This is a genomic window from Methanomicrobium sp. (assembly GCF_055145805.1).
Genome location: NZ_JBSREC010000022.1, coordinates 1 through 20,896 on the forward strand (window position 1 = coordinate 1; position 20,896 = coordinate 20,896).

A 20,896-nucleotide genomic window follows, 5' to 3' on the forward strand; every position below is an offset into this window, starting at 1 on the left:
TTTCAAGCGCTGCTTTCTTGGATTCACCTGCAAGATTTTTCACTTCCCCTGCAACGACTGAAAAACCTCTTCCATGTTCTCCTGCACGGGCAGCTTCGATTGCAGCATTTAATGCGAGCATGTTAGTCTGCTCGGCAATTCCACTAATTAAATTAATAATATCGTTTATTTTGTGCATCTCATCGTTTAGGGAATTAATCTCCTCAACGCTCTTTTGGGATATCTTTCCGACTGCTTCCATCTTCAAAGATGCATCCTTTCCAATATCAGCAGCGAGTTTTCCCTCAGATGTTGCCAGCTGGGTCTTTTTCATGACTTCCTGTGATGTACTGGATATCTCTTCAATGGATGCAGAGAGATCTGAGATGCTGTTACTGATATTCTCAAAGTGTTTTGTAAGGTTTCTTGTGAAATCTGAAGATTCACATGCATTTTGTGCCAGTTTTTCTGTTGCATGAGCAATATCTTCATTATTTCTCCTGAGTTCTTCAGAAGTGCTTTCTACCAGATTGGTTTTTTCACTAATTTCTTCAATTAGAGTTCTGAATGACAGAATTGATTCATTGAATTTTTCCTTTAATATTTTTAGGCGGTCATTTTCCAGGATTGAAGCTTTTGTTACCAAATCTCCCTTTGCCAGTTCAACCATATTTGCAGTTATTGTTTTGGCACTTTCTTCAAGGCAGACTGATTCCTCTTTTGCTTTTTTCATCAGTTCTTCGATCTCTGTCTCTCTTCTACGCAATGCTGTTATTTCATTATAAACAATGAGAATGTTTGAAATTTCCTCTTTTTCATTCAGGATTGGAATTGCATATTGTTCAAGTATATGTGTTCCTGTTGGAAGATCTATTGTAATCTCACCATATGAACGACGTTTTGAAGAAAATATTTTGTTAAGTTCATCGCCCCGGTTATAATTTATTTTAAAATCACCGGCATTCATTTCAAGCAGTTTTGCTTCATTAATGCCGCTCATCTCTTCAAAAGCCTTGTTTGTTACAAGAATTCTGAGATTTTTATTCAGAAGAATAATTGGCATGGGGTTTTGCTGGACGATGGTCTCGGACCGTCTGTTAAGGGAATCTATCTCTTTAATTTTTGCTTTTATATCTTCTGATTCCTCTCTTTCTTTAGTTATATCGTTGTAAATGATCAGAATATTTTTAATATCGCCATCTTTATTTTTTATTGGTATTCCATATTGCTTAAGGTAATGGACTCCGGAAGGAAGTTTGATTTTCAATTCGGAAAAACTGCGCTTTCGGTTTTTCAATACACCTGATAAACCATCTCCTTTCTTTTCCAGAATATCAAAATCTCCTAAATTCATATTTTTGATATCAGATTGCGTAATACCGCTCATTTTTTCATAAGCTTTATTGGATACAAGCACTTTAAAGGAAGTGTCGGTTAAGAGAACCGGCATTGGATTTTCCTGAACAATTGTTTCAGAACGAAGTTTTAAAACATCAATCTGTTTTAATATTTTGTTAATCTCTTCTGATTTGTTTATGCAGGTTTCTTTAAGATTTTTGTTTTCTTTCTGAAGTTTGAATATATCTTCATCTTTTATATTGAGCAGATTTTTAGCATCTTTTAATTCATTATTAATTTCAGATAATGCTGAATTTCTGTTCTCAATATTTTCACGTTCCAGTAATATTTCTGCTTCAATTTTTTGCAAATTCTCTTCTTTTTCTGATTCGTAAACTGTTTCAGGATTATTTATTGTATCTGCAGTTGCAAGATTTTCAAGTTCTGTTATTTTTTCTTCCTGAATTTTTATGTAGTGTTTATACTCATTTTCAGTTTCGATAAGACGTTTATTTAGATCTTCTTTTATCTCAATTAATGAGGAAATTTCACTTTTTAGTGAATTTATGTCCTCATTTGGCAGAATATCTTTGGTTTTTTCAGCATTATTCTTAAGAGCTGATATTTCATTTTCCAGAACATCTATTATTCTGTTTTCTTCTTCTGAATATTTTCCGGATTCTATATTCTCAAGTATCCTGTTTATAGTAGAAGCAAAAGATTTAGCATCTTCATCAGCAACATTCAAGTCTACTCTTTCCTTTGTTTTTCCTGATAAAAAATTATCAAGAATTGTTGTGCTTTGGGATACAAATTCTGATAATACGTCTCCTGTATTAACTTTTGAAGTTTCTCTTGGTATCTGTGCACCTGTAAATAGTGCTTTTCTTCCGGGTCTGTTTTGATAGATTTTATCTTCAGTCATAAAAAAATCACCATTTTTTCACTTTTTCTGAAATTTGTTCATATTTTATTGCTGCCGGACTGGTGGATGATAATAGTGTCAAAGGGATTCCAATTTTTTGGGCATTGTAAACTTCGGCATCATAAGGGACAGTGTGTACTTCTTTTATTGAGCTTTTTATCGTTGCTTCCAATTCATCCTGTCTTTCTTTTTCTTTTTTTTCGGGATTGTTATTTGATAACAACTGCCTGAATATTTCTTTTATTTCTTCAAAAGGTGCTTTTCTTTCATATAATGCACCTGCGCGTGTAATAATGGCCAAATCAGGAGAACGGTTTCTGCCAGTATTTTCTTTAATGTCCTCGAATATCTGGTTTAAACTTTCGATTCCTTTTTGAGCAAAAATACTACTGTCAAGTGTCAGAATGATCCTGTCTGCCGCCAGGAGGCCATTTATAACAAATTGGCCCATACTTGGCGGAGTGTCTATCAGAATATATTTGTATTCGCTCAAAATCGGCTTTAATGCTTCTTTTAAGACCAGAGCTCTTTCATTTATGCTGTATAAATAAGGTTCTACACCTACCAGATCCAGAGAAGATGGTGCAAGAAATATACCTGACTGCGTTTCAGTAATTACATCTTTTATTGAAATATCAGGAAAACCCTCAAAAACATTCATAAATACATCATACATGTTTTTAGTCTGTTCTTCGGGGACAACTCCAAGGCCTGTTGTTGCATTTGCCTGTGGATCACAATCTATTACGAGAACCTTTTCTTTTGTTTTCTGGAGGCATCCCGCAATGCTCAGACATGAGGTTGTTTTGCCAGTACCTCCTTTGTGATGCGCAAAAGTAATTACTGTTATAAAATCACCATCCCTTTATTACTAGTTTTTATGGTTTTTTGTGCTAAAAAAAGATAACGAAGCGAATCGTGAATTAAAAAGAGTGGAAATTAAAAACCAAAATATCATTTAATGATAGTATTGTGCATTTTATTAATTTCAAGAAGCAAAAATCCATATTTTATATATATTTTTTTGTGAAAAAAGTCATAATTTCTGCAAATACCTGAATTAATAACCAATATGAAACCATTTAATTACTACATTTACTTCTCTTTCATTCGAAACATTGCGAATGATTTAAGTCATAGGGATTTGACATTGATTTAATGACCTTTCGAAAAGTGAGAATTCTTTTAATACCTGTATTTATGATTCTTTTGTTTACATCAGGGTGTCTGAATTATTCGTTTGGTGATCTTACGTATAATGACACGGAATTAAACATAAACATTCAAAATAGTGGTGAAGGCAGATATTCAACAGTTCAGATAACAGTTTTCAGTCTTGAAGATTTCAGGCAGAAAGAGTATGCCAAATATGTTGAAACTGTTTACTTAAAACCTGGTAATAACGTATATTCAGTAGAAACAGAATTAAAAAAGGGTTCTTATAAGATGTATCTTTATGTTCTGGAGGATGGTAAACGTGCGTCTGCAGAGATTAGAGATATTACAGTCTGATTGATCATGACAAGGCTATCACTTTTAAAAGCCGCTCTTGGGATGGAGAAGGCCGATTTGGTATTTTATAATGCAAAGGTATTCAATCCGTTTACATGTTCATGGAAGACTGTTAATTTTGCTGTGAAGGAGGGTATCATTCTTGGTGAAGGTGATTATCAAGGAATAAAGGAGATAGATCTTTTTGGTGCAAAGGTTATTCCCGGACTTATTGATGCCCATGTTCATATAGAGAGTTCCTTATTAACACCCGGCGAATACGGGCGTCTTGCGTTGAGTAACGGTACAACGACGGTCTTTGCAGATCCTCATGAGATAGCCAATGTAGCCGGGAAAAGAGGAATCAGATATATGTTATCAGAAAGCAGAAAAACTCCTCTTGATATATTCTATCTGCTTCCTTCCTGTGTTCCGGCAACGCCCTTTGATATGGGTGGTGCATCTCTGGATTCCGGGGACTTAAAAGATTTCTGTGAAGAAAAAAATATTGTCGGCCTTGGAGAGATGATGAATTATCCGGGTGTTCTCTCGGGAGATGCTGATGTTTATAAAAAACTGGATCTTTTCAATATAATTGACGGCCACTGCCCGCTTCTGTCAGGTAAGGAGCTCAATGCCTACATTATGCAGGGAATTTCAAGTGATCATGAATGTACAAATCCAAAAGAAGCTGAAGAAAAGCTTAAAAAAGGGATGTATATCATGCTTCGTGAAGGTTCAACTGAAAAAAACTTATCTGAAATTCTTTTACTGTATCCAGATGTATGTTTGCAACAGATGACAGACATGTTGATATGCTTATAAATGAGGGGCATATTGATGACTGTATAAGAAAAGCGATAAACGGTGGATTAAAACCCGAACTTGCATACAGGATGGCCACTCTTTCCGCGGCAGAAAGATTTGGTCTTTCTGACAGGGGTGCAATTTCTCCCGGAAGAGTAGCTGATTTCTGTATAATTGATGATTCTGATGAATTCAGGGTATTAAAAACATATAAGTCGGGTGTTGAAGTGGAAGATAATGGATATACCCCGCCCGATTCTGTTTATTCTGAATTCAATGTTCCTGATTTAAAACGAGATGATATTAAAATATCCGGAAAGGGAAATGCACATGTTATTGGCTTGATTAAAGGACAAATATTAACCAAATCTCTTCTTATGGACGTGGATTCCAATGATATCCCTGATGTAAAAAATGATTTGCTGAAGTGTGTTGTGTGTGATCGTTACAGGGGTAAAAAAACCGGTATCGGGCTTGTTACAGGAATGAAGATGAAAAAAGGAGCGATTGCATCTTCAGTATCTCATGATTCTCACAATATTGTATCTGTCGGATGCAGCGATGATGAGATTATTTCTGCAATAAATTTATTAAAGGAATCAAAAGGAGGGATGTCTGTTTTTGTTGAGGGCAATGGATTTGTGCTCCCTCTGGACTGTGGTGGAATAATGTCATCCAAATCTTATGAGGAAGTATCTTCAGATCTTAAAAAGCTAAATGAAATTATTAAAAAAACAGGGAGTATTAAAAATCCCTTTATGTATCTCTCTTTTTTGGCTCTGACTGTAATACCTGAAATAAGAATTACGGAAAGAGGAGTGTTTGATGTTTTAGAATTCAGAGATATTCAGTTATTTGATAATAATTAATAATTTTTTGATTCATTTTTTTAAATTAAATTATGTTCTGTGTAAAAAAATTAATTTATAGTTGAGGATTTTTTTCAGATAAGTATTTTGCCGGTAATTATTGATAATATGAGAATTATTACAGGTTGATGAATAAGATAAATGATCAGTGAATGTCTTCCCAAATGATCAAAAAATGCGTAAAAATTATTGTATTTGGGAATTTTATTAAAATTTCTTTTTGCTTTGGGATAAAAATATGAACCCGCGGCGATTCCTATCAGAAAAAATCCAAACCAGGGAAAAAGTGGTTCATAATCAAGAGAATAAAATGTATCTGGTGTTATTCCTAAAGGTATCAGGAGATAAGATCCTTTTGTTCCTGCAATAAATATCCCTGAAATAATCACTCCAATGCCTGCTAATGCATTTAGTTTTCCAAATCTGATGAAAAAAGGTGAAAGAATTATTGAAAGTCCTATTAAGTGGAGTATTCCAAATACAATGAAACCATCTCCAACAAATATCCATGTTACAAATGTAATAAGACCTCCTGTTAATAATAAAAAAAGTCCCCTTTTAAGGAATTTAAGGTAATATTGAGTGCCTTTAAGATATTTTTTTGATCTTTCACTACTGATAAATATTGAAACGCCCGCAATGAAGACAAATAATACCGCTGTTGAATATCCAAATATTTTCCAGAAACCATAATGTACATTTATCTGAAAAATTCCGAAATATTCAATGTCAAAGAGTATGTGGAAAAGAATCATCATTACAATTGCAAGACCTCTAAATGAGTCCAGTTCCCAATATCTCTCTTTTTTTTTATTAGAATTAACCAAAATTACTGCACCTGAAAAATTGTTAATATTAATTTGCTTTTAATAACTAAATATCTGTATCAATGAACTTTTATGATGAACATATAATAGAAGTGGCAGGAAAAACAAAAGTTGTCGTAAGAGACAGAACTGTTGTTTTTGTAGGAGAGTCTATGATATCGGAATGTCCTCTTGCAAGGAAGTTTAATTCACCTGTAAATAATATGAATCCCGAAGAGATTAAAAAAAACATTGAAGAGAGAATTAATTCATTCGGAATGTGCACAGGAGAAAGGGAAATTCTCTCTGACGATGATTTTGTGCTTTTTGGTGCTTCAGAACTGTTAAGTAGTGCATTGAAAAGCGGTCTGATTGATTGTGCGGTTATTGCATGTGATGGTGCAGGGACTGTTGTTGCGACAAATCCCCGTCTTATTCAGGGTATTGGCGGGAAAATGTCAGGACTTGTTAAGACCTGTCCATATGACGATGTAATAGGACGGATAAATAAAAATGGTGGTTATGTTGTATTTCCTGAGAATGCTTCAATAGATTCTTATAGGGGTTTTTTAGAGGCATGTGAACTTGGTTTCTCAAGGATTGCTGTTACTGTTGCAAAAGGTGAAGATGCAAAAAAAATCAGGGACATTTCGGATGATGCAGTAATCGTCGGCGTACATACAACAGGTGCTGACAGGGAAGAATCAATGTTTTATGCTGATAATTGTGATATAATATCTGCCTGTGCATCTTCAAATATAAGAGATATTGCCGGCAGAAAGGCGCTGATACAGGGAGGTGTTTCTGTTCCTGTGTATGCAATGACTCTTAAGGGAAAAGAAATTATTCTTGAGAAAATTAAAAATACACCTGCTCAGGTTTTTATTAAGGGAGAAAAACTTCCTATAACATTTGGAAAGGATCCCTCACCTCTCCTATAATTTTTTTATAATATTCATTTTTATAAATATGGGTGGGATGTATTTTTGGGAGATATACAAAAATAATTTTTGATCTAGATATTTAGAATTTTTTTAATTTCTGAAAATTTTTCTATTGTATAATCCGGTATTACTTTAGGAGAAGGAATTTTTAACCAGTCACCATATTTTGCATATACAGTTGTAATCCCCAGTTTGTTGCAGGGCTCGATCTCTCTTTTTGGACTGTCCCCTATTACCATTGAAACATCAGGTTCGGAAGACAGGTTTTTTAGAGCCATCAAAAATGTGTCTGGTTCGGGTTTTCTGTTTCCTGAAATATCTGGTGTGACAACACATTCAAAATATTGGTTTATTCCTACTTTTTTCAGTCTTTTTTTTGCCTGTGAACTTTCAGCATCGGTCACAATTGCCATTCTGATTCCGGCACCCATTATTTCCGGAAGTATCTCACAGACACCCGGATATGTCTCAATCGATTCAAGTTTTACTGATTCATATACATTTACAGCAGAATTAAAAATATCAATATCCCAGACATTTCTATCTTTCATGAACTGTTTAATATTTCCGTGGTCTTCAAATCCGTATCTGCCAAACAGAAAATATCGCAAAAGTTCCTCGCCTGTTCCGGATTCTATAAGTTCTGTTACACTGTTGCAGGCTTTTAATTTTGCATCTGAGAAGTTGTACAGTGTATTGTCCATATCAAAAAGAATCGTCTCCGGTCTTTTCCTGACAGGATTATGTAGATTCATCTTATTCATTATCTATTTATTTATTCATAATACCAGTGAAGTATACAATTTTTAGTTAATATAGGAAATAATATCTTTGACAGTTTTAAAATTAAGATAAATTTTGATAAAATTTCAACATTTATTTTGATTAAAATGCCATTTTCAAGGAAAACTGGTAAATTGGGAGATTTTTTTAATATCTGTATGAAAAAGATATCTATATATTAGATCCGATAAAGTTTTTATTAATCAATAATATTTTTTACATGTCACCCTCCCCTCGAATAAAAGGAGTTAAATATCTTGATTGATGGTCTGGAATTGGGAAATAATATTCTTACAAACATTTTGGAGCAGTCTGACGAATCTGCTTCTTTTTTATTTGATATTTCAGGTGGTGCAAATGCAGTAACTGATTCATCAGGGAGAATTATCATTGCAAATTCGTCTTTTTTTAATATGCTTGATGCAGATTATAGTTTAATTGAATCCGGACTGTTTCTTTCTGATTTTTTTGAAGGGAAAGAGATTACATCTTTGAGATTTTTTTTGAATGAAAGGATTTTTGATCCATACAATTCTCCTAAAACTTCAGTATTCAGTATAAATACCAGTGGCGGAGAGAGAAAAAAAGTTATATTTACTGCAGTACGCATTCCCGGAACAGGTAATATTCTGGTCTCTGCAATAGAACCTGATTTATTTCATATCAAAAATTCTTTTGAGTTAATATCAGAAAAAAAAGATGATTTTGTTTTGATTTCAAATGATAATATTGCAGGTGAAAAAAATTATGATAGAGCAGAATACATGGATTTTGAGGATCCTGAAGATATTCTGGATGATTCTTCACATGAAGAAGAAAATTTGAGAATTTACCAGCTTGAACTTTTAAACGAAATATTAATTTCCGCAAATTCTGTGTATATTCTAAGCAAAATGCTTGACAATATTCTTCATCTTATTTCAGAACGTCTGAAATTTGATATTTGTTTTATTTATCTTAAAAATAGTGATGGAAAAACAGCTGAAATTGTATCTGAACTTGACGTTCCGAGAAGTTTTATTGAAAACCAGAAGATCCTTGATATTAGAAGCTGGCCCAACAATCTGATCTTTTATGCAGGCCAGCCTAAATACATTGAAAATTTTTCTGATGTGGATATCAGTCGGTATGATATTAATATTCTTGAAAGCCTTGGTGCATTGTCTTATGCTGCAATTCCTCTTATTTCTGAGAATACAGTCATTGGAGCTATTTTTGTAGCTAAGGCATATGAATGTTCATTTAAACCTTTTGAAAAAGAGACCCTTGAACTTATAGGCTGTGAGGTCAGCAGTATTATTCTTCGTGGTATTCTTCAGGAAAGGCTTGAAAAGGACTATTCTGAAACAAAACAGTGTTTTGGAATAGTGCTTGATGATATCAATGATTTGAATGATGATCTGATGCGTTCTGTAAAACAAATTACTGATCCTAAAAGTTCACTTAGTCATCTTACCAGCAGGATGAGTGCAGGTATACATGAAAATAGGTTAATATTGAGAAATCTCAGGATATTGAAAGATATTCGTGAAGGATTTAGCAGTGAATTGAAAGAAACATCCCTTGATGATGCAGTAAGATATGTTATAGATATAAATCCTAAAATACAAATAAATTATTCTGAATCAGGTCTTTTTGTTTATTCAGATGAGTATCTAAGGGAGATATTTGAAAATCTTATAAACTTCATAATCAAAACCACAGGAGACAGAACTGAAATTTTCATTGAGTCGGTTTCTTTATTAAGTGAGGTAAGGATTTCTATAGAAATCAAAGGGCAGGGACTTTCTGATGAAGAGAAGATGCTTTTCTTCTCTGATTTTGATGAAGAGAATCTTCATCTGGATTCGAATTCACTTTGTTTATATATTGTATTGATTCTTATAAGGCGTTATAAAGGAGAAATAAAAGTAACAGATCGTATCGCCGGGGACAGATCAAAAGGTCTTGCGTTTCAGATTCTGCTTGGCAGATGTTGCAGAGAAAATGACTTATAGTTATATTTTTGTAATATTTTTAAATTCCAGAATTTTTAGTATTGGAATACTATGTAATAATTGTGTTAATTTCAAAAATTTCACAAAAATGAATGCGAGGGAAGGGATTCGAACCCTCGAATACCTACGTAACAAGGCCCTCAACCTTGCGCCTTTGACCTGGCTCGGCAACCCTCGCCTGTGTTACTCTAATAAGAATGATGTTTGGACTAAAATAGCTTCCGATTTTATGCTGAAAAACCTGAATATTCTATGAATTCTAAATACATTTATTTTATGGGCATTATTTTTGAGCATAAATTTGAGACATGATTATATTTTTCAAAGGAACGATTTTTCCTTATACATATCAGTGTATATATATGTTCACAGATGCAAATAATCTGTCATGTGGGCTGCTATATTGCGGGAGTTTTTAGACTCTCCATCGCAGACAATAGTCATCAAATATATGCTGGAGAATGGTTTCGGTGTAAATGAAAAGGGACGAATTACCTGCAACGGAATTGAGATACCTGCAACACATATCGGGAAGATGACAAATACTGACAGAAGGGTTGTTGATGCCACTTCCAAAAGGATTCTTTCTATCCCTTTAATTCGTGAAATTTTTCTAAATCTTCGTGTGACACCTGATCTTACAAAAGTAGCTGAGCACATGAATCTTTCAGTTATTACCATATACCCAAAGGATGCATGTCAGAAAGGAATTGTGGGAGCGGCGGTTGAAGTTTTGACAAAAAATGATCTCTCAATAAGACAGATCTTTGTAACGGATTCACAATTATCAGAAGATCCCAGGTTAGTAATAATTGTCGAAAATAACCCTCCCTCATCTGTATATGAAGATTTAAAAAAACTGCCTCAGGTACGACAGATTGTTATTTAAAAAAAGTTTTATCAATCAATTCAAAGTAAAAAAAGAATAATTATCCTGATTATTTACAATATGTTGTAAAGATCAGAAAAAAATTCAAAAAAAAGTTGGGAAAAATATTATTTGTATAGAATCCGCTAATTTTTTATTGCTTTTTTGTGTATCTGTATTTTTCAATCTCTTTTGCCAGCTTTTTCAATCTTAATTTGATATCTTCTGACATATCTGAAGAGATTCTTAGTCTTTCTTCAATTGTTATCTCCTTTGTACCTTTAATCAGGTTGTCACAATGAGCAACAATTTTCTCCTCAAGAGTCTCCGGTATGCAGTCCTTTGGAATAAGTCCATATTTCCGGCATTCATCTGCTGTTAGTCCCGCACCTATATGTCTTTCAATAATTAGGCAGATGTCTTCCGAAAGTCCCATATCCCTGCAGATTTGTGCTCCTGTCTGACCGTGTGCTATAGAATGCGTCCTGGAGCGTCCTATGTCATGGAGGAGTGCTCCTGCATTGACAAGTTCCATATCTGCATCTGCATTCTCTGCAAAGGATATGGACAGGTCTCTGACCGCTATGCAGTGATTTATTATCTTATCCTCGCATCCTGCGTTTTTAAGGAGCGTAATCAGATCATCTGTTGTTTTCACGCTCGTCCAAGATTTTCCTTAATACGCTCCACACGGCGTTTCAAGGCTTCTCCAATGAGTTCATTATCAAAATGCTCCATTTTTTCATCACAGTTCTGACATACAAAGTCTCTGTTTAAGGCCTCATCAAATGTATAACGAAGACCGCATGTGGAGCACATATAGAAATCATTCATTGTTTCATATTTTTCTCTGACTTCAAGGATTTCAAGGACTGCGTCAATATCCTCATAAAGACAACTGTCGATGTTATCAAGTTGAAGTATCCAGAGATATGTAAGCCAGCCTGTCTCGGAATTCTTAATCCTTCTATATTTGGCCAGGCGTTTTCCATAGAGTGTATAAAGAGTATGCCTTACTGTGTTCAGATTTATTTCTGTTAGCTCTGCAAGATCCTCATCGCTGTATTCACCCTCCGGCGGAAACTTTTCAAGTAATTCCATTCCTTCTTCATTGATCATACGAAGAAGGTAAGCACGGACTGCCTCATTTTTTAGTAATTCTTCTGGTGCTACCATCTGCTTATATATCTGCCAATGTCTTTTATAGTCTTATCCAGTGATTTAAGTGCAAAGTTCCGTGTAGAACCTGTTCCATATACGCTCAAAATAGCACTTCCCTCTTCAATTGAAGTTCCGATTCCTGGAATGTCGGCAATTTGGGGGTATAATTTGCCCAGTTCATCCTTTACCGTAATATCTCTGTCCGCGAAAATTACTCTTCTTGCTGTATACTTTTTTGCACTTTTTTCATATGGTCCGGGCAAAATTCCTCTGCATGCGTCAATATGTAAATTGAATATATTAATGCCAAAAGATAATTCTATTATATCCATTGTTGCCTGAAATCTCGGGTTAATTTCAATTGCCCAGAATTCTTTTTCTCCGGCAATAAAGTCAACACCAATAGAACCTTTACATCCACTTAAAGCCGCAGCTTTTTCTGCTGTTTTTATTATTTCATCTTCCAGAGGATGACTAAAAGGAGTAATGGCTCCTGAAAAACCATATGATTTTTCACCGTTGCCACCCCGGAGAAACTGTTCATTGAAAGATATTGCCTGTGCATTTTTACCATTTGCAATACATGATACACTGCAGGGTATTCCTTCCGCAAGAGTCTGTCTGATGTAAGATTCTTCCGGCCATAACTCAACCCATTCTTTCTCTTCAGCAAGATTTTTCGCTTTTTTATTTCTCCATCCGCCTGCACCACTGCAGGGTTTTATCATTACCGGATATTTACCTTCATCTGCAATTTTAGGAACAGGTATATTATTTGTTTCAAAAAAAGTCTGAATATTTTTTTTATCAAGGAAAGGAGAAGCAATTTTTGGATCTGTGCCACAGATGTTCTTTTTTATTTTTATATTTTCTGCTCCTGATGTTACAGCAATGAAGTCAAAATTTTCTTCTTTATCCAGTTTATCAACAATTCCTGGTATCTCAGCTATCTCTTCAAATGTTGTACATGATTTGGTAATCTTTACAAGATCCTGATCGCAGAAATTATCTATTGCAAATACTTCGTATCCTGCATTATGAGCGGAACGGGCTACATGGCGGGTCGCAAACCCTGCAATAAGCACCTTTCCCCTCAACTTTCAAACCTCTTCCCATGGTCACAGGGAATAATTTTTATTTCCGGGTCTGGAAAATCGAGATTTAAGGTTTTTCCTTCAAAAAGATGATCCAGGGTAAGAGCAAGACTTGATATTTCTGAATGCGGCTGGGTAGTAACAGATACGTTGAAGTCTGCCATTCCGTATAGATCTCCAGGGACTTTTTCTGCGCCGACAACTACAAGAATTTTTTTATGTATCTTTATTTCTTTCTCGACATCTGTCAGGCAAAGTCCGTACATTGTCAGATGAACAACAATTCCGCCTGATTTTTTCCAGTCATTTATGCATTTTTTCCATGAAACATCATTTTCAAGGAAAAAATTTCCGCCCCAGCGTTTGACTACATCATCTATGGATTTTTTTACACCAGTATCATTTGATGCCAGATACATCCCTTTTGCGCCAAGTGCCCTTGCTGTAAGACCTACATGTGTAGTTACGCGCTGATCGCGTTCCGGGCGGTGGCCTATTCTTAAAACGCAGATTTCTTTCATAAAAAATTCCCTTTATAATCCGGATTTGGTTTAATAATGCCGTTTTCAATAACCACAGGGCTTGTTTCATTGCGTGTAGATGAAAGAACACTTCTTTTAAAGATAGTTTCCTGAAGAGAAAGAATCTGTACATTTTCTTTGTTGTATTTTATAAGACAATTCTTTTCAAGTCTTTCAAGAGATTTTAAAAGAACCTCTTTTTCAACCCCGCTCATCTTTATAATGTCGGAAACAGGGCAGTTTTCTTCAGCGACAATTATATGGTATATTTTCCAGTCCAGGTCCTCTTCCCGCATTCTTTTTTATTACTCCGAATGGACAATATATTTTTTTACATATCAGGACTATAATTCAGAAATGGAGCTGAAATTTTAGTGACCGACTATTACGAACTTGCGGAACTTGCTGATCAGATACTTGGTATTGCTGATGAGGATTTAGAAGAACTTGCAAAAATTATTGATGATCTGGACTCAAAATTACGCGAAGAACTTTTAGACTCTGATTTTTTAAATGCCTATCAGGTTTTTTACTATTATTTCAGATCTGAACCACGCGAGATTGTAAAGGACAGACTAATGCTTGAACCTGCAACGGCAGTTAAATCAAAGATTCATATTGATGACTATGACATTTTTGAGATCTATTTTACTGTGAAAAACAGCAGTCCTGAGTTAATTATTTCGGATGGAGATATTGAGATTAAACATTTCTCAGGCAAAGAAGCTTATCGCGAAGCAACTAAATTTGCGGAAGAGAAGTCTTATTATTAGTATTATCCTGATGTAATTAGTTTTTCATCCACATCAGCGCGTCTGATTTTTGGAATAGATCCCCATTTTACTGCAATTTCATCAATCACTCCAAAAACACCGTCAATTTTAGAACCTCCAAGTTTTTCAAAGAGATTTTGATTATCTTCCGAATTAATTATGTTGCATGCAGATGTTGCCCATGCATCTGCAAGAGATACATCTGATGAAAATACTGTTACAGAATCTGCAGTTCCGAATGAGATCGAAGGGCCTACAGTTGCAGAAGATGTGCATACTCCATATATTTCATCTGTGGGTTGCATGAGAAAAGCCATTTTTCCACTAAAAAGTGAACTGCCTGCAAAAAGGCCTATTTTTAAGATACGATCGGATATGAATGCAATATCTCCTCCATTATCAATAACTGCGAAATCAGCTCCGCAATTTTTCATTGCCTCAACTCCCGCCCAGGCAACTGTACCTGCAACAGCTGCCATCGGTCCAGTACCTGACATATTTGCGGCATTTGTCATTCTTTGAACTACAGCTGAATCTGATTCAACAATAACCGGCTCCAGAGATGAACCAAAAAGAGGTTCTTTTATAATTATTTTTTCAATCTCCTGACGTGCAGAGATCATAGCTTCTTTTGCTGCTGTGATATGAGCCGGGGAATCAGCTAAGATGGTTGTAATTGTGGATTTATACCTGAAGTGTTCACGAATCATTCTACTGGAGAAGTTTCAGCGCACCATGAGGGCATGCAGTTGTGCATTTGCCACACAATACACATTTGTCTGTTCTCATCTGAATGGACCAGTCTTCATCAAAGTAAAACACTTCCTGCGGGCATATGCTGATGCACTCGCCGCAATCAATGCATTCATTTTCATCTCTTTTTACTGAATCTTCAAGTTTTTCAACATTTGCTCCGGAGTCTCTTAATTTTTTACAGACTTTAGGAGCATCTGAATCCGGTACATCAATTAAAATTTCACCGGCCTGGGACTCGATAGATGCCCTTTCTACGTTGATTAAAACACCCGTGTCCATTACAGTTTTAGCTATAAGGGGTTCAAAACCTTTTTTCCGGGAAAAGTTAACAAGAAGTTTCATTTCATCCACCTCCTGCCAAAGAGTTTGCCAAGGTCAATTGCACTGAGAAGACCTACAAGGTGGCCGTCTTTGTCGACAACCGGAAGAGCACTTATATTATTTCTCTCAAGTTTCATTGCTGCAATATCAACTGCTTCTTCAGGTGATGTTGTAACAATGTTTCTTGACATTATCTCTGAAACAGTGTTCTGTTTTGTCTCTTTTACAACCGCTTTTGAGATATCATATGTTGTAACGATGCCAACAACCCTGCCTTCATTGTTTATTACCGGCAGATGGTTTGTTTCATCTCTCAGAAGTTTTTTAGCCGCTGTTTTGATCTCTTCCTCTTCTTTTATGCATGTAATATTGGTGTTCATTATTTCGCGGACTGCCGGAGCGCGTCTGGATTCTCTCATCGGTTTAACCCTTATTGAAGCATCGGATTTTCTTGTTGGAAGGCAGAGTGTCATATCTCCTTTTTCTATCCACAACTTTAATTCGTCTGCAACCTCTCTTGCCTTTTTAAAACTTGAAAGAGAGGATGTTCTGGCCTCTTCTCCTTTAATATCGACAGCACCGCTTTTTAATTCGGCATAACTGACTTCTATGATATCAGGTCTGTTTCTGCTTGGGACTCCGTAATCAACCACGGTTGTTTTGATATCTTCGTCGCGTATTGCCGCATTTCTTACAACTTCTGTGTTTGTTACAGGAATAGGTACTCCGATACCCAGATACAGAGAAACACCGTAGCCGTTAAAGGATGCTGCTCGCAGGAAATCGGTTGACATCTCTTTCATATCGCCTGTTGTCATAAGATTTGCAAAAAGATTTGCGGGGGATGTCTGTGTACCCTGTCCTATTATCATGCCTTTGGCACCGCATAGAAATATTGGAACTCCGCTTCCTATCATATTGAGTTTTGGATCATTGATTAGAGGTGAGAGGCAACCCGCACCTGAATAGCTTACATTTCCAAATCCCGGCAGCAGAGTACCCATATATGTATGAAGTGTGTTTTCAGTGGAGTTTGTTGCCGCTGCATATTTTTGAAAGGCATTTCTTGGATTGCACATTGTGGCCTGATTTAAATCTTCAAGCAGGAGTTCGGTTGTTATAGTCTTTCTCGGGTAACAGTCAGTTCCTTTGGATGAAGCCCTGAGTTCAATGGATTTACCTGATATAAGATCTTCAAATACATGTGCGCCGCCATATTCAATCCCTCTGGTCTCAGATTCCTGTGTCGCTCCAAGATATGCATCAACTGCTGCAATCCCTGAATAGGCTTCAACATCATTAAGCCATGCTTTTTCCATCCTGATTGGGGGATCCGAATGTCCGAAATTGAAGAATGCACCTGATGAGCACATCGCACCAAAAGTACCTGTTGTTACAACATCAACTTCTTTTAGTGCGCCTTCCTCACCAAGTTCGGCAACTATGTCGGGCATCTCTTCTGCCGTGACAACTCTTGCGCTGCCGTTTTTTATCCTGTTATTGATCTCTTCAATGGACTTTTCCATGATTATGATTCTCTCTTTTTGAATATTTATGTGTGATGTTTATGACTATCAGTAATATGAAGGTATATCTCAGTGAATGTCATAATAAATAATCATGGATATTGCAGATTTCATCGAAAAACTAAATGAAATTGCCCCTCCTGAAATTGCTGAGGATTTCGATGAAAAAAGGATAGGTCTTATTGTTGAAGGAAAGAGGGATATTCAAAACATAGCATGCGCACTTGACGCAACAGAATTCACAGTATCAAAAGCAATCTCTGAAAAAGCTGATATTCTGATAGTTCATCATACTCCTATATGGGAGCCTTTGACAAGAATATCTGGTCATCAGAAGAATATTCTGCAACCGGCACTTTCATCAGACCTGAATATATTTGTGATGCATACAAATTTTGACCATGCTGATTTTGGAATAAATCATGCACTGGGAGAACTTTTAGGTTTAAAAAATATTGAAGCGATGTCTCTGGGAATTATTGGGGAATGCAATCTTAGAATTGAAGAGATAGCATCATTACTTGGTGGAAATCTGCGTATATATGGTAATCTTTTGAGTACTGACAGAATTGCAGTTGTTGGCGGAAGCGGTTTTGATTTGGACATTATATGCGAAGCCGAAAAAGCAGGTGCTGATGCATTTCTATCATCAGAACTGAAACATAATGTCCTTTTGTCTTCTTGCCTCCCTCTTATAGAGTCAACGCATTACGCGCTTGAATCTGTAGGAATGAAAGCATTGGCTGAAAAAATGGGATGGATATATATTGAAGACAGGCCTGTTCTGAGGATGATTTAATAATAAAATATTATATGAATAACGTATGGGAAAATTCCTCCGGAATTAATGATTCCATAAGAGAAAAGATAATTTCTCTTTATGGCAACAGAGGCAAAAATGCCTTAAAAGCACTTGATGAGAAGAGAATCTTAAAATATCTTGATTTTTTTGTCGTAATTGGTAATTCCGGTGAATATGTTGTAGCAGATGATTTTTGTACATGTCATGATTTCTCCTTTAGGCAGAATGAGTGCTGGCACATTCTGGCTGTCCGGATTGCAGGATACTATGGAGATTATATTAAGATAGAAGAGTGGTACCAGGACAGATGGGTAAAAAATCATTCATCTGATTAATTGCAAACACTAATACTATTTCAGGATTATAAATTGAAGAGGTACAGCGTGGTTTTTTATGCTCGAGGAAGAGTATTGTCTTGAATATTTCAAATCACAGGGTCTTGTCAGAAAAATCTGCAAGAAATGTGGTTCAGCCTTCTGGACCCGCAATCCCGGACTGGAAGTCTGTGGAGATGCTCCCTGTGTTCCATATAGTTTTATAGGGAATCCGGTTTTTAAGCCCCATTCTCTGGATGAGATGCGTGAAGCCTATCTTTCGTTTTTTGAAAGCAGGGGACATACAAGAATAAAAAGATATCCGGTGGCTGCAAGATGGAGAGATGATATATATCTCACAATTGCTTCAATAGCCGATTTTCAGCCTTTTGTTACAAGCGGTGTCGTTCCGCCTCCTGCAAATCCTTTGACAATATCACAGCCATGTATCAGGTTAAATGATCTAGATTCTGTCGGACGTTCCGGCAGGCATCTGACTACATTTGAGATGATGGCCCACCATGCTTTTAATTCCGACAAAGAGGAGATTTACTGGAAAGATATGACTGTGGAGCTTTGCGATCAGTTCCTTGAATCCATTGGCGGCAATCTGATGGATGTGACATATATTGAGCATCCCTGGATTGGTGGCGGGAATGCCGGCCCAAGCGTAGAAATAATGATAGGCGGCCTTGAGATTGCAACGCTTGTTTTTATGAGTCTTGGAAAGACCAGGAATGATAAAACTCCTGTTGAGCTTGAAGGAGTTTCTTATTATCCAATAGATCTTAGAATTGTTGATACAGGATATGGCCTTGAACGATTAGTCTGGGCATCAAAAGGTTCTCCTACCATTTATGATGCTGTTTTTCCCAAGATGGTAAATGATCTCATGGTATCTGCAGGAATTGAGCATTTACTTGATGAGCCCGAGTTTACGAAAATTCTGGGGATGAATGCGAAATATGCAGGTCTGATGGATATTTCCGGTTCAAATATTATTACGATGAGAAAGGAGATTGCAAAAAACATTGGTGTTTCATATGAAAAACTCCAGTCGATAATGGAGCCTGTTGAACGCATTTATGCAATTGCTGATCATACGAGATGTCTTGCTTATATGCTTGGCGATTGTATAGTCCCATCGAATGTACAGGAAGGTTATCTGGCACGTCTTGTTATCAGAAGAACTCTGCGTATGATGAATGAAATCGGTATAGAAAAGGAATTATCCGATTTAATTGAAGCTCAGATGAAAAATATCGGGATTGGATCATTTGAACAGGAAATAAGTATCATACGTGAAATTGTCTCCAATGAGATAGAAAAATATAATCAGACAATGAAGCGGGGTGCGAGGATTGTTCAGAAGATGGCAGGCAGTTATAAAACGAAGAATGAAAAGATCCCGCTCAATGAGCTTATAACCCTTTATGACTCACATGGTCTGCCACCTGAGATTGTGCGGGACATTGCAGCAGAAGAGGGTGTAAAAGTAGAACTTCCTGATAACTTCTATTCACTTGTTGCAGATCTTCATTCTGAATCTGACGAAGGAGAAAAAGCTGATCCATATGCAGACATTAGACAGAGGGTAAATGCACTTCCGCCGACTCGTCGCTTATACTATGAGCAGGTTGCAGATACAGAGTTTGAAGCGATGGTAATCGATCAGTTTGAGGATTATGTTGTTCTTGATCAGACTCTTTTCTATCCTGAAGGAGGAGGTCAGCCTGCTGATCTGGGTTCTTTATTTTCACAGGAAGAAATGGTCAAGGTCATTGATACATTCAAGATTGGAGAAGTTATCCTTCATAAAATTAAAGGTGGAGAAATTAAACGGGGTACACCTGTTAAAGGTGTTGTTGATGAAGATTATCGCTGGACGATGATGCGCCATCATACTGCAACACATGTTCTTTTGAATGCAGCAAAGGAGGTTTTGGGTGCACATGTTCATCAGGCCGGTGCACAGAAAGATTATGATTCCTCACGTATGGATCTGCGTCATTTCAAACACATAACTCCTGAAGAGCTAAACAGGATTGAGATTGCAGCTAACAGGATAGTGTTCTCAAATCTTAATGTATATGCAGAATGGGAAGACAGAACAAAGGCAGAACAAAAATATGGATTCTGTCTTTATCAGGGTGGTGTTCCTCCAGGAAAAGATATCAGGGTTGTTAAGGTCGCGGGAGATATTCAGGCCTGTGCCGGTACACATTGCAGAAGTACCGGGGAAATAGGAACTATTAAAATAATCCGTGTGGAGCATGTTCAGGACGGCATAGAAAGAATAGAGTTTGCGGCCGGTATTTCTGCTGTCAGATATATGCAGAAAGTTGAATCCCTTCTTGACAGATCGGCCTGCAGTTTGAGTGTGCAACGTGAAAATCTGCCTTCTTCTGTTGAAAGATTCTTTAGTGAATGGAAAGAACAGAAAAAGAGCATTGATAATCTCCAAAAAGAACTTGTTGATATAAAGATAAAATCACTTTCAGGTGAAGAGATCAACGGAATTCCTGTTGCTGTATATGAGATTGAGGCTTCTCCAAAAGAACTTGTTTCAATTGCCACAATTTTTGCCAATAAAGGCGGAGTCGGGCTTATTATCGGAGGAAGTGAAAAGATTCACGTAGCTGCGGCATCAGGTGTTTCATCTGTTAATGCAGGTGAAATTGTAAAGATTGTATGTAATATTCTTGGTGGTAAGGGTGGCGGAAAGCCAGGTCTTGCTCAGGGTGTTGGAAATGACAGGTCGCAGATACAAAATGCTCTTTCTGCAGGAAAAGAGCTGATAACCAAATTATTATAATTTTTT

At 36.4% G+C, this 20,896-nt stretch carries 22 protein-coding genes and 1 tRNA gene; 10 read left to right on the forward strand and 13 right to left on the reverse strand.

What is annotated here, in order from left to right; translation table 11 throughout:
* Both ACTB1O_RS01445 and ACTB1O_RS01450 read right to left on the reverse strand, forming a co-directional pair.
* Positions 1-2,242: methyl-accepting chemotaxis protein (locus tag ACTB1O_RS01445; protein WP_462993364.1), on the reverse strand; the 2,242-nt coding region annotated here is incomplete at its 3' end.
* 7 nt (positions 2,243-2,249) lie between these two features.
* Positions 2,250-3,092: a ParA family protein gene (locus tag ACTB1O_RS01450; RefSeq protein ID WP_462993411.1), complete on the reverse strand. Its 843-nt coding sequence runs from the start codon at positions 3,090-3,092 to the stop codon at positions 2,250-2,252.
* A 308-nt stretch (positions 3,093-3,400) separates the two neighbouring features.
* Here ACTB1O_RS01450 and ACTB1O_RS01455 point away from each other — a divergent pair, with 308 nt between their 5' ends.
* Genes ACTB1O_RS01455 through ACTB1O_RS01465 form a run of 3 tightly spaced genes read left to right on the forward strand, consistent with a single transcriptional unit; the run spans position 3,401 to position 5,409 of the window.
* Positions 3,401-3,754, forward strand: coding sequence for a hypothetical protein (locus tag ACTB1O_RS01455; protein WP_462993365.1), 354 nt, complete (start codon positions 3,401-3,403; stop codon positions 3,752-3,754).
* 6 nt (positions 3,755-3,760) lie between these two features.
* Complete coding sequence (locus tag ACTB1O_RS01460) at positions 3,761-4,558, forward strand: amidohydrolase family protein (protein WP_462993366.1); 798 nt, start codon at positions 3,761-3,763, stop codon at positions 4,556-4,558.
* A complete protein-coding gene (locus ACTB1O_RS01465) occupies positions 4,519-5,409 on the forward strand; it encodes an adenine deaminase C-terminal domain-containing protein (RefSeq protein ID WP_462993367.1) in 891 nt (296 codons plus the stop codon). Before ACTB1O_RS01460 ends, ACTB1O_RS01465 begins: the two co-directional genes overlap by 40 nt.
* Before the next feature lie 74 nt (positions 5,410-5,483).
* Here ACTB1O_RS01465 and ACTB1O_RS01470 read toward each other — a convergent pair whose 3' ends face one another.
* On the reverse strand, positions 5,484-6,236 hold the full coding sequence (locus ACTB1O_RS01470) for a heparan-alpha-glucosaminide N-acetyltransferase (protein WP_462993368.1): 753 nt from the start codon (positions 6,234-6,236) through the stop codon (positions 5,484-5,486).
* Between the two features lie 62 nt (positions 6,237-6,298).
* Between ACTB1O_RS01470 and ACTB1O_RS01475 the strand changes: the two genes are divergently transcribed.
* On the forward strand, positions 6,299-7,156 hold the full coding sequence (locus ACTB1O_RS01475; protein ID WP_462993369.1) for a methanogenesis marker 8 protein: 858 nt from the start codon (positions 6,299-6,301) through the stop codon (positions 7,154-7,156).
* Positions 7,157-7,230: 74 nt separating this feature from the next.
* Here the strand turns inward: ACTB1O_RS01475 and ACTB1O_RS01480 are convergent, their stop codons facing one another.
* Positions 7,231-7,914 (reverse strand): HAD family hydrolase, encoded by a 684-nt coding sequence (locus ACTB1O_RS01480; RefSeq protein ID WP_462993370.1) that lies wholly within the window; start codon positions 7,912-7,914, stop codon positions 7,231-7,233.
* Positions 7,915-8,199: 285 nt separating this feature from the next.
* Between ACTB1O_RS01480 and ACTB1O_RS01485 the strand changes: the two genes are divergently transcribed.
* Positions 8,200-9,939: a sensor histidine kinase gene (locus ACTB1O_RS01485; protein ID WP_462993371.1), complete on the forward strand. Its 1,740-nt coding sequence runs from the start codon at positions 8,200-8,202 to the stop codon at positions 9,937-9,939.
* Positions 9,940-10,032: 93 nt separating this feature from the next.
* Here ACTB1O_RS01485 and ACTB1O_RS01490 read toward each other — a convergent pair.
* Positions 10,033-10,117: transfer RNA gene (locus ACTB1O_RS01490), tRNA-Leu, on the reverse strand.
* 210 nt (positions 10,118-10,327) lie between these two features.
* Between ACTB1O_RS01490 and ACTB1O_RS01495 the strand changes: the two genes are divergently transcribed.
* The gene (locus tag ACTB1O_RS01495; protein ID WP_462993372.1) at positions 10,328-10,828 is read left to right on the forward strand and encodes a regulator of amino acid metabolism, contains ACT domain protein; all 501 of its coding nucleotides are present in this window, start codon (positions 10,328-10,330) and stop codon (positions 10,826-10,828) included.
* Positions 10,829-10,961: 133 nt separating this feature from the next.
* On the opposite strand, the gene ACTB1O_RS01500 is transcribed toward ACTB1O_RS01495, so the two are convergent.
* From ACTB1O_RS01500 to ACTB1O_RS01520, 5 genes are read right to left on the reverse strand one after another with little or no spacing between them, the layout of a single operon-like run.
* Positions 10,962-11,465, reverse strand: coding sequence for an HDIG domain-containing metalloprotein (locus ACTB1O_RS01500; RefSeq protein WP_462993373.1), 504 nt, complete (start codon positions 11,463-11,465; stop codon positions 10,962-10,964).
* Complete coding sequence (locus tag ACTB1O_RS01505) at positions 11,462-11,983, reverse strand: transcription factor (protein ID WP_462993374.1); 522 nt, start codon at positions 11,981-11,983, stop codon at positions 11,462-11,464. Before ACTB1O_RS01505 ends, ACTB1O_RS01500 begins: the two co-directional genes overlap by 4 nt.
* On the reverse strand, positions 11,977-13,065 hold the full coding sequence (locus ACTB1O_RS01510; protein ID WP_462993375.1) for an ATP-grasp domain-containing protein: 1,089 nt from the start codon (positions 13,063-13,065) through the stop codon (positions 11,977-11,979). The genes ACTB1O_RS01505 and ACTB1O_RS01510 overlap by 7 nt, the downstream gene beginning before the upstream one ends.
* Positions 13,062-13,583, reverse strand: coding sequence for a tRNA (cytidine(56)-2'-O)-methyltransferase (locus ACTB1O_RS01515; RefSeq protein ID WP_462993376.1), 522 nt, complete (start codon positions 13,581-13,583; stop codon positions 13,062-13,064). The genes ACTB1O_RS01510 and ACTB1O_RS01515 overlap by 4 nt, the downstream gene beginning before the upstream one ends.
* On the reverse strand, positions 13,580-13,879 hold the full coding sequence (locus ACTB1O_RS01520; protein WP_462993377.1) for a MarR family transcriptional regulator: 300 nt from the start codon (positions 13,877-13,879) through the stop codon (positions 13,580-13,582). The genes ACTB1O_RS01515 and ACTB1O_RS01520 overlap by 4 nt, the downstream gene beginning before the upstream one ends.
* Before the next feature lie 78 nt (positions 13,880-13,957).
* On the opposite strand from ACTB1O_RS01520, the gene ACTB1O_RS01525 reads away from it, so the two are divergent.
* Positions 13,958-14,356: a hypothetical protein gene (locus tag ACTB1O_RS01525; protein WP_462993378.1), complete on the forward strand. Its 399-nt coding sequence runs from the start codon at positions 13,958-13,960 to the stop codon at positions 14,354-14,356.
* A 2-nt stretch (positions 14,357-14,358) separates the two neighbouring features.
* On the opposite strand, the gene ACTB1O_RS01530 is transcribed toward ACTB1O_RS01525, so the two are convergent.
* The 3 genes from ACTB1O_RS01530 to ACTB1O_RS01540 are packed head-to-tail and all read right to left on the reverse strand — an operon-like array spanning position 14,359 to position 16,959.
* The gene (locus tag ACTB1O_RS01530; protein ID WP_462993379.1) at positions 14,359-15,066 is read right to left on the reverse strand and encodes a UPF0280 family protein; all 708 of its coding nucleotides are present in this window, start codon (positions 15,064-15,066) and stop codon (positions 14,359-14,361) included.
* Between the two features lies 1 nt (position 15,067).
* Positions 15,068-15,454: a 4Fe-4S binding protein gene (locus ACTB1O_RS01535; RefSeq protein ID WP_462993380.1), complete on the reverse strand. Its 387-nt coding sequence runs from the start codon at positions 15,452-15,454 to the stop codon at positions 15,068-15,070.
* A complete protein-coding gene (locus ACTB1O_RS01540; RefSeq protein ID WP_462993381.1) occupies positions 15,451-16,959 on the reverse strand; it encodes a homocysteine biosynthesis protein in 1,509 nt (502 codons plus the stop codon). Before ACTB1O_RS01540 ends, ACTB1O_RS01535 begins: the two co-directional genes overlap by 4 nt.
* A 94-nt stretch (positions 16,960-17,053) precedes the next feature.
* Between ACTB1O_RS01540 and ACTB1O_RS01545 the strand changes: the two genes are divergently transcribed.
* The 3 genes from ACTB1O_RS01545 to alaS are packed head-to-tail and all read left to right on the forward strand — an operon-like array spanning position 17,054 to position 20,890.
* The gene (locus ACTB1O_RS01545) at positions 17,054-17,758 is read left to right on the forward strand and encodes a Nif3-like dinuclear metal center hexameric protein (protein WP_462993382.1); all 705 of its coding nucleotides are present in this window, start codon (positions 17,054-17,056) and stop codon (positions 17,756-17,758) included.
* 14 nt (positions 17,759-17,772) lie between these two features.
* Positions 17,773-18,096, forward strand: coding sequence for an SWIM zinc finger family protein (locus tag ACTB1O_RS01550; protein ID WP_462993383.1), 324 nt, complete (start codon positions 17,773-17,775; stop codon positions 18,094-18,096).
* Between the two features lie 58 nt (positions 18,097-18,154).
* Complete coding sequence (gene alaS, locus ACTB1O_RS01555; protein ID WP_462993384.1) at positions 18,155-20,890, forward strand: alanine--tRNA ligase; 2,736 nt, start codon at positions 18,155-18,157, stop codon at positions 20,888-20,890.
* The last annotated feature ends 6 nt before the right edge of the window (positions 20,891-20,896 follow it).